Source organism: Streptomyces sp. NBC_00057, assembly GCF_045041165.1.
Taxonomy (GTDB): domain Bacteria; phylum Actinomycetota; class Actinomycetes; order Streptomycetales; family Streptomycetaceae; genus Streptomyces.
The window spans coordinates 7971914-7988235 of record NZ_CP108256.1 but is presented as its reverse complement, the minus strand read 5'-3'; the positions used below and the strand labels follow the sequence as shown (position 1 = coordinate 7988235).

The window sequence follows — 16322 nt, the reverse complement described above, 5'->3', positions numbered from 1 at the left end:
TCCCTGGTTCGCGGTACGGCGGGTGCGGTGACGGACCGGGAGTCGGCCCGCCCGGTCGGCGCCCTCCGCCACCGGTGCGTCCTATCCGTTCCGACCGTCCTGTTCGCCCGCCCGCAGGCGACGACGCAGGCTCAGCGGACGCATGTCGGTCCACACGTCCTCGATATGAGCGAGACAGTCGGACTTCGGGCCGGTCCTGCCCGCGTCCGACCACCCGGCCGGGTTGCCCCGGTCGGCGGGCCAGACGGAGTACTGCTCCTCATGGTTGACCACGACCTTGTACTGCCGGTCGTCATCGTCGGGCTTCGGCGTCATCCCCGTGACTCTCCTCTTGTGGTAGCGGCGCATCAGTGGGCCGCGTCTGCGGGAGCGGTACGGCGGTCTGCTCCGGCTGGCGCTGTCGAATGGGAGTAAAGGCGGCGGCCACCACCACGGCCAGGAAGACGACCGCCACCGCGGTCAGCGGCCCACGTGTCCCCAGCCGGCCGACCAGGGCGGTGAGCAGAGCCGCGCCGAGGGGCGCGAGGCTGCCGTGGATCGTCCAGAACGCGGAGGTGACCCGGCCGAGCAGATGGTCCGGCGTGACCTGCTGCCGCAGGGACATCGAGCAGACGCCCGCCAGTGCCATGCCGAAGGAGTACAGACAGATCGTCACGGCCGCCACGGACACTTGCCCGGTGCCGCCCAGCACCAGCACCGACACCGAGCACAGACTCATCGCGCCGAGCCAGCAGGGGCCGAACCCCCAGGAGCGGCGCAGCCAGGCGGTCGCGGCGGCGGCCACGCAGGTGCCGAGCCCGGCCAGCGCGAGGACGTAGCCCACCGTGCGTTCGTCCTGCCCAAGACCGTGCCGCAGGTGGTAGATGAAGACGTCGGTCATGCCCAGGCTGAGGAAGGTGGTGACGGTCAGCAGCAAGGTGAGCGCCCGCAACACCGGCGTGCGCCACAGGAACGCGGCGCCGACCCGGAAGCCGGAGCGCAGGTCCTGGGCCCGGGCCGCCTTGTTCTCGGCCTCGTCGGCCGACGACCGCACGGTGGGCCTGAGCCTGATGAAGGCCAAGCCCACGAGAGAGATCCCGAAGCTGCCCGCGTTGATGGCGACAGCGGCCGTAGGCCCGAAGAACCCGGCCACCACACCGGCCAGGGCCGGTCCGGCGATGTAGGCGATCGCGTTGGTCGCCTCCAGCCGGCCGTTCGCCGCGACGATCTGCTCCTTGTCGACGAGGTTCGCCACGGCGGTGACATAGGTGATCCGGAACAACGTCTCGAAGACCGAGGCCAGTGCCATGACCACGTACAGCAGCCAGATCTGCGGGTTCAGGGCCCAGCAGACCGGGATCGCGCCGTAGAGCACCAGCCGGGCGGCGTCGCACAGCATCAGCAGACGCCGCCGGTCGAAGCGGTCGGCCCAGGAGCCGCCCACCAGACCGGTGAGGAGCGCGGTGGCGCCCGCGACGGCCGTGAGCAGCCCCATCTGTGCCGCCGACCCGGTGGTGTGCAGCACCAGCAGCGGAAGCGCCACCAGTGAGAAGGCGTTGCCGACCTCGGACAGTGCCTGGACCGCCCAGAAGACGGAGAAGTCCCGGTTGGACCAGAGCGAACGCGCGAACATACGAGGGTCTTCCGTCCTGGGGCTAGCGGTCGGGCGTGTACGGCTCCGCCATGGCGACCGCGATCCGGCGGGGCCCCGTGAATGGCTCTCGGCCGTGCGAGACCAGCATGTTGTCGATCACCAGGACGTCGTCCGCACGGTAGTCGAAGCGGGTCGCCGCGGCTCGGTAGCAGGCCCGGAGATGGTCCACAACGGCGTCCGGGATCGGTCCGCCGTCGCCGTAGTAGGTCTGGCTGGGGAGGTTCTCCTCGCCCAGCATCTCCAGCAACCCGAGCCGGACTGACTCCGGCAGCGTGGTGACGTGGAAGACCGTCGCGTGGTTGAACCACACCAGCTCGCCGGTCACCGGATGCCGGTGCACGACCTCCCGTACCGCCCGGGTGCGCAGCCCGCCGCCGGGCAGCCACTGTGCCTCGATGTCCCGCTCCCGGCAGTACCGCTCGACCTCCGCGCGGTCCTCGGTGGCGAACGCCTCCTGCCACGGCAGGCCGACCAGGTCGCCGTAGTTGCGTACGACCGTCCAGCCGCGCCGGGCGAACTCCCGGCGCACCTCGTCGTCGATGGCGGCCAGCACCCGCCTGGTGTCGGCCAGCGGGGTGGCGCCCCGGTTCAGCGGCGGGCGCACACAGTGAAAGTACAGGGTCAGCGGCCAACTCGCTTGGTACGAGTTCTCGTTGTGCAGGAAGATCTCTTCGCCGGGCGGGTAGTCGGTGGACGTGTAGACGTTCCCCTTGATCACGCTCCGGGGGGAGGAACGCTCGGTGTACGGCAGCGGCTCGCCGGAGAGCGTGCGGACGATGTCCGCGAAGCCGTCGGCGCCCCCGACGTCGAAGCCGCGCAGCAGCAGCGCACCGCGTTCGCGCAGCGCGGTCCGGAGTTCTTCCCGCCGGGCGCGCAGCCGTTCGACGGCCGACTCGCCGTGCCCCTCGACGACCAGCGGGAGCATCGGGGTGGTCTCGACCGTCATCGCGGTGCTTCCGACAACAGCGGCAGCAGCAGCCGGGCGCCGACCGTGGCGGGCTCTTCCCGGGCGGGTTCCTCGATCTCGCCGTCCGCTCCGGTCAGCACCAGGCTCATCACCCGGCCGTTCTCCGCGAAGAGGAACCGCTGTTCGGTGAGCGTGTCCAGGCGTTGCTGCAGGTCGTCCGGCCCCTCCGGCCAGTCCCGGGCCAGCTGCTCGGGCTTGGCCGGCGAGGACAACCGGCGCAGCAGCCGGCCGGTCACCGCGTCGACCGGGTGCGTCCGGAGAGCCCCGGAACGGGAGTCACGGACCGTGAGCCGGCCGTCGTCATCGGCGACCAGCCGCAGCTCGCGACGGGCTGCTCCGTCCTCCCCGTACCAGGCTGCACGCCACTGGGTGACCAGCCCGCTCAACTCGTCGTGCCACTCGACCGCGTCGAGCATGTACGGCGCCAGGTTCTGGTCGGCGAAGAAGTACGCGAGATCGGCCAGCGCTGACTCGTCGAAGGGATACGTGAGGGAGTAGTAGTCCACTGGCTTCAGGACGAGCCCGTACTCGTCGCTCCGCTTGAAGTAGGGACTGAAGCGGTCGAAGCGCACCATGTACACGCCGTGCGGCGGCACCAGGTGGACAAAGTCGCGCAGTTCCTCGGCGTACTTGCGGTAGACCGTCGGGTCCTCGCCGGGGAAGCCGATCAGCAGGTTCCACTCGGGCTTGATCCCGAACTCCTCGCAGTTCTTGAGGAACTGCAGGTTCTGGAACGCGGTCGTGCCCTTGCCCATCAGTTTGAGCGTCGAGGAGGACAGAGCCTCGATGCCGGGCTGGACGACGGTGACGCCCGCGTCCGTCATGGCGCGCAGGTCCTGACGGCTCAGTGGGAGCTTGACCTCGTAGAAGATCTCGGCCCCCGGCGGCGGGTCGAGTCGAGGGAAGACCTCACGCGAGTAATTGCGTGGCATGACATTGTCCGTGCAGAAGAGCGAGGTGTAGGTGGGCGCAAAGCCGAATAGCCACTCGAACTGCTGGACTGCCAGGTCCGGAGCCATGGCCCGAAAGGCCATGCTTTCGCCGTTCAGCCCGCAGAAGGTGCAGTGCGAACGCTGTCCCCACCAGCAGCCGCGGGACGTCTCGAAGAACAGCATGGGTTTGCTGGTACCCGTGCGCCGCAGTTCCGGATGGCCCTCCAGCGCCTCGAAGAAACTATCGTAGTCGGGCAGGAAGAAGTCGTCGATATCGCGTTCCGCACCGATGGCCTTGCGGAAGCGCGGGTCTCGGCAGTTCCGCTCGGAAAGGATTCCCGGAACGGCATCGGCGCGCTCCAGATCCTCGTCGAGGACACACCGTAGGAACTCACCGAAGGTGTTCAGCGCGGGCCCGGAGAAGACGAAGTCGACGGCCGGCACATGCTCGGCGACTACCGAGCCCATGGGTGCCTCGCAGTTCGCCCCGCCGAGCACGACGAGCGTCTGCGGGCTGCGCTCCTTGATCAGCCGCGCCAGGGCGATACTCGGCACATGCTGGGCGAACATCGAGCTGAACCCCACGATGTCTGCCTCGTCAAGCCGGTAGCGGTCAATCAGTTCCTCGCAGAACTCCCGCAGTCCGTCCCGCGCCGACAGGATCTGCTCACGGAAGTCGGCCCACCGGGCACCCCGGTAGTAGCGCTGAAAGTACTCGGCGGCAGTGTCGGCCTCGCCGGGAAAGGCGATGTGCCGGAACAGCCAGTCCCCGATCCCTGTGTCCACATGATCGTGACTCACGGAGAGGGCCTCGTACAGACGTGTCCCGAAGAACTCGGCCATGTCCTGGTTGAGATAGCACACGTGCGCTCGCGCCCGGTCGTCGAACTCCCGGTGAACGAGAGTCGACAACTGTCCCAGGGCGAATGACGGACGATTCCAGTCGGCAAATGGCATGTTCACTAAAGCGACATGCAACAACTGCGGCCTCCCCGTGATCATTCGTTCTGAGTCTAGTGCGCCATGGCTTGAGTCGGCAGCGATGTTCAGGCCAACGGTGATTCCGACGGGCGCGGGGTGGTCCGGTTGGGCTCGGGTTCTTTTCCTGCTGCCGCACAGGTGCGTTCGCAGTGGTCCGACGTGTGTTGGCCGAAAATTTCGCGGGCGTGGCGGCCGATCCTCACGCGGGACGACGCGGTCGGGGCGGGGGGATGATCCGGCCAAGTGGCAACAAGCGCTTGCGTCAGCGGACGGGAGGCCCGACCGCTGGACGTACGCCTCGTCATCGCGCCCAGTGGACGATGTTGCGGAAGCGGGCCTCTTGAAGTAGGAGGTGCAGGGCCTCGGTAGTCGACCGTCGAGGCGGGGGGGGCCTCGTGCGGGCCGCGTACGCCGACAAAGCCCAGGATCCCGTGGTACGCGTTCACCGAAGGTCCGACTTCTCCGCCCTGAGGGGCTCAACCGGCACGGCGTTGACCAACGTGGCACGGGCAGTTTCTGCGAGTCGCAACTTGAACCGTCACGATCCCGTGATCCAGCAGCGAACCCGCATGTCTGAAGCGATAATTGCCTGGATGTCCCTTGGGTTCCCGCAACTTCCCCCTCGAGATTCCACGAACCCGTCGGCTTCCAGGGTCCGGTGGCTACAACGCCGAGCTGCTGGCCCACGTCACCGGCCCCATGGGACGAGTCGTCACCGGCGATATCGACCCGTATGTCGTCCACCGCACCCGCCGGTTCACCGCGGAGGCGGGCAGCGGACGTGTCACAGCCTTCCAGGGCGACGGCGCCCTCGGTGCACCGGACCGCCTCGTGCCTCGCGGCGGATTCGACGGGAGCGTGATCACGTACAACGTGTGGGACATCGCCCCGGCCTGGCGCGACCAGCTGGCCGAGGGCGGGCGCCTGGTCCTGCCGCTCGAGGTGGGTGGCTACACCCGGGCCATCACGTTCCGGCGCGCCGGGGACGTCCTGCACGCGGAGCGGTTCACGCACTGCGGGTTCATCCGCGCCCAGGGCGAGCAAGCACGTGCCGTCCCGGTCGTCGACCTTCTCGGCGGTGAGCTGCGGCTCCGGTTCGAGGACGGCACCCCCGCCCCCACCGAGGGTTTGGAGGAGGCGCTGCGCGGGCCGCGGCACGAAGTCGCCACCGGGGTGAGGATGGGCAGCGGCTTCTACTTCGGCTCGCTCCAGCTCTACGCGGCCACGACGTTGCCCGGCTTCTGCCGCCTGTCCTCCCACCGGGAGAAGGGCACCGGCGTCACCGTGATCGCGGAGGACTGTGACGCCCCGGCGGTCCTAGGCGACGCCTCACTGGCCTACCTCGTCCATGTCCAGATCAGGCACGGCGACAGCCCGGCCGACAGGGAATGGGAGTGGGTGGTCCACGCCTTCGGAGAGCAGGGGCCGCAGCTCACCGAGCAGTTGGCGGCCACGGTGCTGGCCTGGGACCGTGACGTACGTGACGGCGACGGCCCGGCCCTGACCATCCACCCGGCCGGCACCCCCGATCGTCTGCTGCCCACCGGGGACACGGTGGACAGAACGTTTTCGCGCATAGTGTTCCGGTGGCCGGGCCGTGACGTGCTCCTCCAGGCCGCCGTTGAGCACGGCGGGACACCCGCCGCAGCCGTGGAGGGCACGTGATCATCTGGCTCAACGGCCCTGTCTGTGGCGGCAAGAGGACCCTCGCCGCCAACCTGCGCGAAGCGATACCCGGCGCGGTCGTCGCCGACCCGGAGGCCGTCGGCGATGCCCTGCGTACCGCGCTCGCCGGGCACGCTCTTCACCCGCAGGACTACCAGGACCTGCCGCTCTGGCGGACCCTGACCACTGAGCTGGTCACCGGCCTGGCCCGGTCATCGTGCCCATGACCGTCCTCAACCCCGCACACGCGGCCGAGATGTTCACCACGCTGCGCCGGAGCGGCACCGTTGTCCACCACCTCGTTCTGCACACCGCCCCGCCGGTCCTGCTGGAGCGGATCGACTCCAGCTGGGAGTACCCCGGGGATGCCGGGCGCAGTGAAGCGGTGAGGGTTCACCAACGTCGGCGTGCTGTCGGCTACCACGAAGCCGCCGCCTGGCTTCATACGGACGGGCACGTCATCGACACCACCATGTACACCACCGACCAGACCCTGCAGGCGGCCCTTGCCCTCCTGCACACCATCAACTGACCCAGCAACCGTCCCCCTGAAAGCCGACCATCACCGTGATCAGCACCATCACCGCCCGGCCTGTACGGCTGGGAACCCGGCCCAGCCCCATGGCCATGGAACAGACCGGACGTTTCGCCGACCTCTTCCGCGACCGCTACCCCAAGACCCCTCTGGACATCGTCACGATCACGTCCGAGGGCGACCGGCACCGCGGACCGCTCTCCCCGATCGGTGGGAAGGACGCCTTCACCCGGTCCGCCGACGCTCGCCTTCTCGACGGCCAAGTCGAGGCGACCATCGCGTGCGCCAAGGACCTGCCCGGCCCGCACGACCGCGCCCCTGGCATCACCGTCGGTGCGGTCCTGCCCCGCGAGGACGCCCGCGATGTCCTCGTCCTGTCCGCCGGCCACCCGCCGGCCACACTCGCCGACCTTCCGCCCGGCACCAGGGTCGGCACCAGCGCACCCCGTCGGGCGGCCCTCCTGCGCGCCCTCTACCCCGAACTGGTGCCGGTTCCGATCAGAGGCAACGCCGACACCCGTCTGTCCGGCCTCGATACCGGAACCCTCGGTGTGGACGTCATGATTGCCGCGCTGGCCGGCCTGCGCCGCCTGGGGCTTGCCGAGCGTGCCTCGCAGATCCTCGATCCGGCCCATTGGCTGCCCGCATCGGGGGCGGGAATCGTCGTCATCGAGCACCGCGCCGACGACCCGGTCACGGGGCATCTGCTGGCCCCTGTCACCCACGGTCCGACCCGCATCATGCTGGACGCCGAGCGCGCTGCCCTGGCCACCTTGCGCGGCAACTGCCTGACCGCCGCGTCCGTCCACGCCATCCACGACCCAGTGACCGAAAGCGTGACCGTGCACGCCGTCGTTCTCGACCCGGCCGGCGGCACCCCGATCCGAACGACCACCTCGGGCCCCGCCACCCACGCAACCCGCACCGGGCGACACGCGGGCCGGCAACTCCTCGACGCGGGCGCAACCGCCCTCCTGCGCGGCCCGTCATGACAGGACACACAGTCCCGCGGGAGCGCCCGGCGGTGTTCGCGCCACCCCAGGATCCGGCCGAGCAGGAGCGGATGCGCCGGGCTCACACTGCCGCGGCCGGCTCATCGGCCCTGCCGTCGATGACCAGCGCGTCGATCCCACCGCCGGCCAGGTCCAAGACCTCGTCCACCAGGGCCGAGTGCGCCTGGTCGGTCACTACACACACGGCACCCGCGTCGGCCAACAGACCCGCGCTACGGGCCGGCGGGGCCTCAGGGTCCAGCGGCAGATACACCGCGCCGGCCGTGCCGATACCGAGGAACGCCTCGATCACGTTGGCATTCCGTTCGGCGAGTACGGCCACGACCTGGCCGCGTCGCACACCCGTGTCCGTCAGACGGCGGGCGATCCGGCTCGCCCGGCCGGCCAGCAGTCCGTAGGAGGTCGAGCCGTGATCGTCCACGACGGCGACCGCGTCGGGCTGCCGCGTAGCCCATTCACGGACCCGCTCCACCAGACCGACCTCCGCGCCGGGCTGGATCGGGCGCGCGTCGCACTCGATCAGCATCTCCCGTTCCTGCCCGCTCAGGAGCGCCACGGCACCGACCCGGCGGTCCGGATGAGCTGCGACCTCCGCCAGCAGCCGTTCCAGACCGAGGACCACCTCTTCGACGGTCTCCCGGTCGAACAGGTCCTTCGCGTAACCGAGTTCACCAGCAAGCAGCGGCCTTCCGGTCGCATCAACCGTCTCCGTGAAGGTGAACGCCAAGTCGGACTTGACCGTTTCCTGCACCAACTCGTAGCCCGCACAGCGCACACTCGCCAGCGACAGACCCTCGTCCCCGCCCGCGTGCACCTCGACAGCGACCTGATAGAGCGGGTTGCGTGCCAGACTTCGGACGGGGTTGAGGCGCTCGACCACCCGGTCGAACGGCACGTCCTGGTGGGCATACGCGTCGATGCAGGTTCGCCGTACACGCTGCACCAGTGTGCGGAAGTCCGGATCACCCGCTACGTCGGTGCGGAGCACGAGAGTGTTCACGAAGAACCCCACCAGGCCGTCCAGTGCCTCGTCCACGCGACCGGCGACGGAGGTGCCCACCGCGATGTCCGTGCCGCAGCCCAGCCGGGACAACAGGCCCGCGACGGCGGCCTGCAGGACCATGAAGAGTGTCGCGCCCTCCTCGCGGGCCGTGCGCGCCAGGCCGGCACACACCTGGGCCGGGACCTCGAAGGGGACTCGGCCGCCCTGGTTGCCCGCCACCGGCGGACGAACCCGGTCCGCGGGAAAGTCGACCTCGTCCGGCAGGCCCGCCAGCTCCTCCTCCCAGTAGGAGAGCTGTCGCGCCATCAGCGAGCTTGGATCACTCTCATGCCCCAGGAGTTCGCGCTGCCAGAGCGTGTAGTCGCCGTACTGAACCGGCAGCGGGTCCCACTGCCGAGCAGCGTCCTCGCTTCGGGCACGGTAGGCGGTGGACAGATCGTCGAGCAGCGGTCGCAGCGACCAGCCGTCACAGACCAGGTGATGCAGCACCAGCAGGAGCACGCGTTCTTCCGGGCCGCTGCGGAACAACCAGGCGGTGACCGGCAGTTCGCTCTCCAGGTCGAACGGGTGCCTGGACGCCTCGTGCACCGTCTGCGCAAGCTCCCCGTCGCGGCAGGCGACGACGCGCAGGGGCAGCCGCTCGGCCGGCACTTGCTCGACGTGCTGGTGCACCAGTCCGTCGTGCTCGCGGCAGACCGTGCGCAGGATTTCGTGCCGCTCCAGCAGGTCGCCGAACGCGGCTGCGAACGCCGACTCGTTCAGGGGGCCGGTCAGCCGGAACGCCACGGGGACGTTGTACGTGGAATTCGGCCCGTCCAGACGATTAAGAAACCACAGACGCTGTTGCGCATAGGACAAAGGAATCAACGAACTCTCCATTCCCACTGAATCGCGAGGCAGCCGGCCCGCTGAGGAATTCGCGGCCGCCCGCCGCTGCGAGGGCATGGCGGCCGAGGTGGTGATGGATCTGGAACAGGACGCGTTCCTGGTGGTCGTACCGCAGCAGTCGACGGACCGGGCCCACCGAGACCTGGACTACCCCTTGCTGGAGCCCAGGGTGAGGCCCGCGATGAAGTGGCGCTGGAGCAGCAGGAATACCACGAGCGTCGGCAGAGCGACGATCACCGAGCCTGCGGCGAGCAGGTTGTAGTCCGTGAAGAACTGGCCCCTGAGATTGTTCAGCGCCGAGGTGATGGGGAGCTTGTCGCCGTCGGAGATGAAGACCAGTGCCCACAGGAAATCGTTGTACATCCAGGTGAACTGGAGCGTGCCGAGCGCGGCCAGGGCCGGGCGGCACAGGGGCAGGGTGATCCGCCAGTACCGGGTCCAGACGCCCGCGCCGTCGACGATCGCGGCCTCCAGGATCTCCTGCGGCAGGGTGCGCATGAAGTTGGCCAGGACGAAGACGCAGAAGCCCAGCTGGAAGCCGATCTGCACGGTGATGACGGCCCAGTAGGAGTCGAACATCGTCATCGAGTCGGACATCCAGTAAGGCAGTGGGATGCGGTTGAAGACGACGTACAGGGGCGTGACGATCACCTGCTGCGGCAACAGGTTCCCGGCGGTGAAAAGCATGAGCAGGAGGAGCCCGCCGCGCATCTTCAGACGGGCCAGCGCGAAGGCCACGAAGGAGGCGAGGAAGAGGGTGACGAGTACCCCCGGGACCGCGATGATCAAGGTGTTGACGAAGTACTTCGTCATGCCGGAGTCGGAGAACGCCTGGCGGTAGTAGTCCAGGGAGAGGTGGCGCGGCAGCGAGAAGTAGCCGTGTGTCGAGGTCTCGTCGTACGGCCGCAGCGAGGCGTACACCGCGAGCAGCAGCGGGGCGAGGAAGGTGAGGGAGACCGCCATCAGGAAGGCGTGGACGCCGATCCTGCCGGGGCGGATCCGGCGCCGGACGGCGGGGGCCGGTGGCGCAGGCGGTGCGGTGGGGCGGGCGGGGGCGATGTGGACGGTCAACGGTTCTTCTCCCCTCGGAGCTCCTGGACCAGGTACGTCACGACGAATCCCAGGGAGACGGCCAGCAGGACGACAGCGATGGCGGAGCCGAATCCGATGCGGCTGGCCTCACCGATGATGTTGTCGGTGACGAGCACCGAGAGGAGTTCGAGTCCGTTGCGGCCATGGTTGACGGCATACACGATGTCGAAGGCGCGCAAGGACTCGATGACGGTGATGACGCCGACGATGACATTGACCGGCCGCAGCGTCGGGAAGACGATACGGAAGAAGGTCTGGGCCTCGCCCGCCCCGTCGATCGCTGCGGCCTCCTTCAGCGAGGGGTCGACAGCCTTGAGCCCGGCAAGGTAGAGGATCATCACGTAGCCGGTGTGCCGCCAGGCCGCGGCCAGCAGGACCATCCAGATGTTGAGGTTCGGATCGCCGAGCCAGTCGGTCGGCGACTTCGTGTCCCCGATGACCGCGTTGAGGGCTCCCTGGTCACGGGAGAAGATCAGCTGGGCTATGAAACCGACCACGGCGAGCGACAGCACGACGGGCATGTACAGCGTCGACTGGTAGAAGCGGCTGAAGCGCACGCCCCTGTCGATGAGTACGGCGAGCAGCAGCCCGAACGGTGCGGCGACCAGGCCCAGGAAGGCGAGCCAGAGCAGGTTGTGCCGTGCGGCGGGCCAGAACTGCGGGTAGTTGGTGAAGAGATTCTCGTAGTTCTGCGTACCGACCCACTTGATGTCACCGATGCCGTCCCAGCTGGTGAAGGAGAGCACGACGGAGGCGAGGGTCGGTCCCCACACGATGGCGATGTCGAGCAGGACAGGTATGCCGAGCAGCACACCGAGTACGGCGAGGTCGCGGCCGGTGAACCGCCGCGAGACCCGCCGTCCGGTGCGCCGCGCCGAGATGAACGACACGGTCGGTACTCCAGGTTCAGTCGGATTCCATCGGGGTCGTCCGGGGTCAGTCGGCGGCGAAGATGGTCTTCTTCTGCCGTTCGATGTCGTTGACCAGGCCGTCCACGTCGTTCGGGTTGCTGATGAACCTCTGGATCGCCGGGATCATGACCGTGGAGGAGAAGTCCGGCCGGGTGTCGCGGTCCAGGAACTGGGAGATCTGCTTCGCCCCGGAGACCAGTTCCACGGCCTTCTTCTGGAGCGGTGAGTACGCGGAGATGTCCGCCTGGTCGCTGACTGCGATGTTGTTCGGGTCGCTCTTCAGGTAGATGTCCTCGGCCTTGCCGGTGGCCAGCCACTTGAGCAGGTCCTTGGCGCTCTCCAGGGTCTTCTTGTTCTTGAGGTTCTTCGACTTCTTCGCCAGCAGGAACCCGTCGATGGGTGCCTCGACCGCGTCCTGCCCGTGCTCCGGATTGATGACGGGGAAGGGGAAGAAGTCGATGTCACCCTGTTCGCCCTTGGGGAACTGTGCGCCCGGGTGCGGCAGGCCGAACACGGCCATGCCGGCCTCCTTCTTCTGGAGGCTGGTGGCGGCCTCCTGCCAGGTACGGCCGTTGGCGCCCTGCTGGCAGTACGGGAGGAGCCGGCGCCAGGTGTCGAAGACTTCCTTGACCCGCTTGTCGGTCCAGGCGACTTCACCCGCCATCAGGCTCTTGTGGAACTCATAGCCGTTGGTCCGCATGTTGATGTAGTCGAAGGTGCCCATGGCGGGCCAGCCGTCCTTGTCGCAGAAGGCGATGGGGTCCAGCTTGTCCTTCTGCATCTGCTTGGCGAGCGCCACGTACTCGTCGAGTGTCTTCGGTGCCTGATAGCCGCGCTCGTCGAACAGGCTCTTACGGTGGAAGACGGCCCACGGATAGTAGTAGTACGGCGTGAGGTACTGCTTGCCGTCCGCGGCGGTGGACTGGGCTTTCAGCGCGGCCGAGAAGCCCTTGTAGTCCTTCCAATTGTCACTGATTTCGTGCAGCAGGCCTTTCTCGGCGAAGAACTGCATCCGGTAGCCGGCGAACCACATGAAGACATCGTCCGGCTTGCCCTGCAGATACCGGCTGATGTTCTCCTGAAAGGTGTTGTGGTCGACGGTGTTGACCTTCACCTTCCGGCCGCCCGACTGCGCCTCGTACGCCGTGAAAGCGTCGGCGAAGGCCTTCTTCGGAATGGGGTCGGACGAATTCGAGCCCATGGTGATCGTCTTGCCGTCCCCGCCGGGGCCGCTCCCGCAGGCGGTGAGCAAGGAGGGGAGCGTCACGGCTCCCGCACCGACTGCCGCACCACGCAACAGACTCCGCCGGGACATCCGATGTCCTGCGACGCTGCCCGGCACACCTGACCTGTCGTAATCAGACTGCGTCATGCCCAACTCCTTTGGGATGCAACCCAACACAACCGAACGTGCGATTGGATCCCACCCCCAAGCGATGGAGCCGTCAAGGGTTTTGACGAGATGCCGAACAACCGATGCCGCTCCCCTTCCAACAGACTTCAACACGCTCTAACGTAATCGCACGCTTTGGCGTGCACATGCTGTGACCGATCCGGCACGAGTATGGAGGAACGTAACGATGCGTCATCTTCCAACCCGTACAACCCGAACCAGCCACCGCGGAGTCATCGGAGCGCTGCTGGCCGGGCTGCTCTGCGCCGCGGGGGCGACCGTTCCCGCCGTCGCGGACTCGCCCGCTCCCGCGCCCGCGCCCGCTCCGCAGGCCGGCAACGGCCTTGCGCTCACCCCTCCGATGGGGTTCAACAATTGGAACTCGACCCACTGTCGTGCCGAGTTCAACGAGGCGATGGTCAAGGGCATCGCCGACATCTTTGTCGAGAAGGGCCTCAAGGACGCGGGCTATCAGTACGTCAATCTCGACGACTGCTGGGCAAAGCCGCAGCGCAATGCGGACGGAAAGCTGGAGGCCGATCCGCAGCGCTTCCCGAACGGCATCAAGTCCGTCGCTGACTATGTCCACTCCAAGGGCCTGAAAATCGGCATCTACACCAGCGCCGGCACCAAGACCTGCGACAGCGTGGGGCTTCCGGGCGCGCTCGGCCATGAGTACAGCGATGCGCAGCAGTTCGCGGACTGGGGCATCGACTACCTCAAGTACGACAACTGCAACAACCAGGGCGTCGACGCGAAACAGCGCTATACGACGATGCGGGACGCGCTGGCGGCGACCGGCCGCCCCATCGTCTACAGCATCTGCGAATGGGGCGAGAACAAGCCCTGGGGGTGGGCCGGCGAAATCGGCAACCTCTGGCGCACGACCGGCGACATCGACGACAGCTGGGGCAGCATGCTGTCGATCATGAAGCGGAATCTGCCCCTCGCCGCCGCAGCGGGCCCGGGGCACTGGAACGACCCCGACATGCTGGAGGTCGGCAACGGCGGCATGACGGACACGGAGTACCGCACCCACTTCTCCATGTGGTCCGTGATGGCGGCGCCGCTGCTCATCGGTTCCGATCTGCGCAAGGCGGGCCCGGAGACCTTCGAGATCCTCTCCAACCACGAGGTCATCGCGGTTGATCAGGACCCGCTGGGCAAGCAGGGCACCGTGCTCTCCTCCACCGGCGGGCGCTGGGTCGTCACCAAGGAGATGCAGGACGGCAGCCGCGTCGTGGCCCTCTTCAACGAGACCGGCAGCGCACAGCGCATCTCGACGACGGCCGAGGCGGCGGGGCTGCCGAAGGCTACCGGGTACACGATGCGTGACCTGTGGGAGCACACGACGTACAACACGGCGGGCAGCGTCTCGGCGACCGTCCCGGCGCACGGGACCGTACTGCTGCGCATCGCCGCCGACCGCAAGTGGGCCGCGCATCCGCCTGCCGTGGAACTCGGGCTGAACGGAAGCCCGTTGGTCGAGGCCGGGCGCACGGCCGCACTGACGACGACGGTGACCGACCTCGGCCGGACCTCCGCCACGAAGGTCTCCGCGGCGGTCACCGGCCCCTCGGGCTGGCGGGTGAAGGCGGCATCTCCGACCGGATCACCGGCTCTGCCGACCGGCCGGGCCCTCACCACCCGCTGGCAGGTGACCGCCCCTGCGGGCACAGCCACCGGTACATACGATCTGACGCTCACCGCCCAGTACCGCTCACCGGCCGGGACACGGGTGAGGTCCACGGTCCCGTTCCAGGCCCATGTGGTGGTCGCGCCGCCTGAGGGCGCCGGCTACCTGAGCGATCTGCCCCGGCTCTCCGCCGCCAACGGATGGGGCCCGGTCGAGAAGGACACCAGCAACGGAGAGAACAAGTCGGGTGACGGAAATCCGCTCACCATCGGCGGCGCGGTCTTCGCCAAGGGCCTCGGTGTGCACGCCGACAGTGTCGTCGAGTTCTACACCGGCGAGGCATGCAGCGCCGTGACGGCGCAGGTCGGGGTCGACGACGAGACGGGCACCAGGGGAACGGTCACCTTCGAGGTCTGGGCCGACGGTACGAAGGTGGCGTCGACCGGCGTACTGGCCAGTGCGATGCCCGCGCAGCCGCTCTCCGCGGATGTGAGCGGTGCACAGGTGGTACGTCTGGTGGTCACCGACGGCGGGGACGGTACCGATTCCGACCACGCGGACTGGGCGGACCTGCGGATCACCTGCTGACGGGAGAGCTGACGGGGAATCGCGGTCGCGGCCATGTCGCGCCTTCGATCGCCGGACGGGCCCCAGGACACCGGTCCTGCCCGTCCGGCGCTTCTCGCCCCGCCCGACAGCAGGCCCTAAACGGCCACCGCCCCGCCCGAGCCCACCCGCACCGCCGCGGCCGCCGCGCCCACCAGCCCCGCGTCGGTGCCCATCACCGCCGGAGCCACCGTGAGCTGCTGGACGAAGGAGAGCGTGGCGTACTGGTGCAGGGCGCGGCGCAGCGGAGCGAAGAGGATGTCGCCCGCTCCGGCCACTCCCCCGCCGATCACCGCGATGTCGATCTCGACGAGCGTGGCGGTGGCGGCGATTCCGGCGGCCAGTGCCTGAGCGGCGCGCTCGAACGAGGCGATGGCGACCGGGTCCCCGGCGCGCGCGGCGGCGGCCACGGCGGCGGCCGAGACATCGCCGTCCGGTCCGGGCCGCCAGCCGGCCTCCAGCGCCCGGCGGGCGATGTTCGGTCCGCTGGCGATGCGCTCGACACAGCCGCGCGAACCACACGGGCACGAGTCACCGTCCAGGTCGACGCTGACATGGCCGATGTGCCCGGCGTTGCCCGTGGGGCCGGGGTGCAGTTTTCCGCCGAGGACGAGCCCGCCGCCTACACCGGTCGACACGACCATGCACAGAGCGTTGTCGTAGCCGCGGGCCGCGCCCAGCCAGTGCTCGGCCGCCGTCATCGCGACGCCGTCGCCGACCAGTTCGACGGGCAGTCCGCCGACCGCCTTACCGACCCGTTCCACCAGCGGGAAGTCGCGCCAGCCGGGGACATTGACGGGGCTGACCGTACCGGCCGAGGCGTCCACCGGGCCCGCGCTGCCGATACCGACGGCCGTCGCCCGCTCCCACAGCGGCGATCCTGACAGCTCGGCCAGGACCTCCGTCACGGCCCCCATCACCGTCTCGGCGCTCTCCCGGGCGGGCGTCGGCCGCTGCGCCCGCACGAGGAGCGCGCCGCTGCCGTCCACCAGCGCGGCGGCGATCTTGGTGCCGCCGATGTCCAGCGCGGCGGCGAGGTCGGTATGCATCGGTGTGGCTCCGTGAGT

The 16322-nt window shown here is 68.6% G+C and carries 14 protein-coding genes; 5 read left to right on the top strand and 9 right to left on the bottom strand.

Features of this window, described 5'->3' with window-relative positions; translation table 11 throughout:
• Positions 1-81: 81 nt before the first annotated feature.
• The 4 genes from OG953_RS37790 to OG953_RS37775 are packed head-to-tail and all read right to left on the bottom strand — an operon-like array spanning position 82 to position 4534.
• The gene (locus OG953_RS37790) at positions 82-315 is read right to left on the bottom strand and encodes an MbtH family protein (protein WP_405690045.1); all 234 of its coding nucleotides are present in this window, start codon (positions 313-315) and stop codon (positions 82-84) included.
• Positions 293-1612 (bottom strand): MFS transporter, encoded by a 1320-nt coding sequence (locus tag OG953_RS37785; protein ID WP_328390332.1) that lies wholly within the window; start codon positions 1610-1612, stop codon positions 293-295. The genes OG953_RS37790 and OG953_RS37785 overlap by 23 nt, the downstream gene beginning before the upstream one ends.
• Before the next feature lie 22 nt (positions 1613-1634).
• Positions 1635-2579, bottom strand: coding sequence for a TauD/TfdA family dioxygenase (locus OG953_RS37780; RefSeq protein ID WP_405690044.1), 945 nt, complete (start codon positions 2577-2579; stop codon positions 1635-1637).
• Positions 2576-4534, bottom strand: a complete 1959-nt coding sequence (locus tag OG953_RS37775) for a RiPP maturation radical SAM C-methyltransferase (protein WP_405690042.1) — start codon at positions 4532-4534, stop codon at positions 2576-2578. Before OG953_RS37775 ends, OG953_RS37780 begins: the two co-directional genes overlap by 4 nt.
• A gap of 579 nt (positions 4535-5113) precedes the next feature.
• Here OG953_RS37775 and OG953_RS37770 point away from each other — a divergent pair.
• From OG953_RS37770 to hemC, 4 genes are read left to right on the top strand one after another with little or no spacing between them, the layout of a single operon-like run.
• On the top strand, positions 5114-6178 hold the full coding sequence (locus OG953_RS37770) for a hypothetical protein (protein WP_405690040.1): 1065 nt from the start codon (positions 5114-5116) through the stop codon (positions 6176-6178).
• Positions 6175-6405: a hypothetical protein gene (locus OG953_RS37765; RefSeq protein WP_405690038.1), complete on the top strand. Its 231-nt coding sequence runs from the start codon at positions 6175-6177 to the stop codon at positions 6403-6405. Before OG953_RS37770 ends, OG953_RS37765 begins: the two co-directional genes overlap by 4 nt.
• Positions 6402-6710: a hypothetical protein gene (locus OG953_RS37760; protein WP_405690036.1), complete on the top strand. Its 309-nt coding sequence runs from the start codon at positions 6402-6404 to the stop codon at positions 6708-6710. The genes OG953_RS37765 and OG953_RS37760 overlap by 4 nt, the downstream gene beginning before the upstream one ends.
• Before the next feature lie 35 nt (positions 6711-6745).
• Complete coding sequence (gene hemC, locus OG953_RS37755) at positions 6746-7705, top strand: hydroxymethylbilane synthase (RefSeq protein ID WP_405690033.1); 960 nt, start codon at positions 6746-6748, stop codon at positions 7703-7705.
• A gap of 82 nt (positions 7706-7787) precedes the next feature.
• Here hemC and OG953_RS37750 read toward each other — a convergent pair whose 3' ends face one another.
• The 4 genes from OG953_RS37750 to OG953_RS37735 all read right to left on the bottom strand — a co-directional run bounded on the left by OG953_RS37750 (position 7788) and on the right by OG953_RS37735 (position 12935).
• On the bottom strand, positions 7788-9608 hold the full coding sequence (locus OG953_RS37750; RefSeq protein ID WP_405690031.1) for a condensation domain-containing protein: 1821 nt from the start codon (positions 9606-9608) through the stop codon (positions 7788-7790).
• 156 nt (positions 9609-9764) lie between these two features.
• The gene (locus tag OG953_RS37745; RefSeq protein WP_405692290.1) at positions 9765-10676 is read right to left on the bottom strand and encodes a carbohydrate ABC transporter permease; all 912 of its coding nucleotides are present in this window, start codon (positions 10674-10676) and stop codon (positions 9765-9767) included.
• Positions 10677-10684: 8 nt separating this feature from the next.
• Positions 10685-11599, bottom strand: a complete 915-nt coding sequence (locus tag OG953_RS37740) for a carbohydrate ABC transporter permease (protein WP_114243146.1) — start codon at positions 11597-11599, stop codon at positions 10685-10687.
• 46 nt (positions 11600-11645) lie between these two features.
• A complete protein-coding gene (locus tag OG953_RS37735) occupies positions 11646-12935 on the bottom strand; it encodes an ABC transporter substrate-binding protein (RefSeq protein ID WP_405692288.1) in 1290 nt (429 codons plus the stop codon).
• Positions 12936-13200: 265 nt separating this feature from the next.
• On the opposite strand from OG953_RS37735, the gene OG953_RS37730 reads away from it, so the two are divergent.
• Positions 13201-15237, top strand: a complete 2037-nt coding sequence (locus tag OG953_RS37730) for an NPCBM/NEW2 domain-containing protein (RefSeq protein ID WP_405690029.1) — start codon at positions 13201-13203, stop codon at positions 15235-15237.
• Between the two features lie 116 nt (positions 15238-15353).
• Here OG953_RS37730 and OG953_RS37725 read toward each other — a convergent pair whose 3' ends face one another.
• Positions 15354-16304 carry an ROK family protein gene (locus OG953_RS37725; protein WP_405690027.1) on the bottom strand — a complete coding sequence of 317 codons (951 nt, stop codon included), beginning with the start codon at positions 16302-16304 and terminating at the stop codon, positions 15354-15356.
• Positions 16305-16322 lie beyond the last annotated feature (18 nt).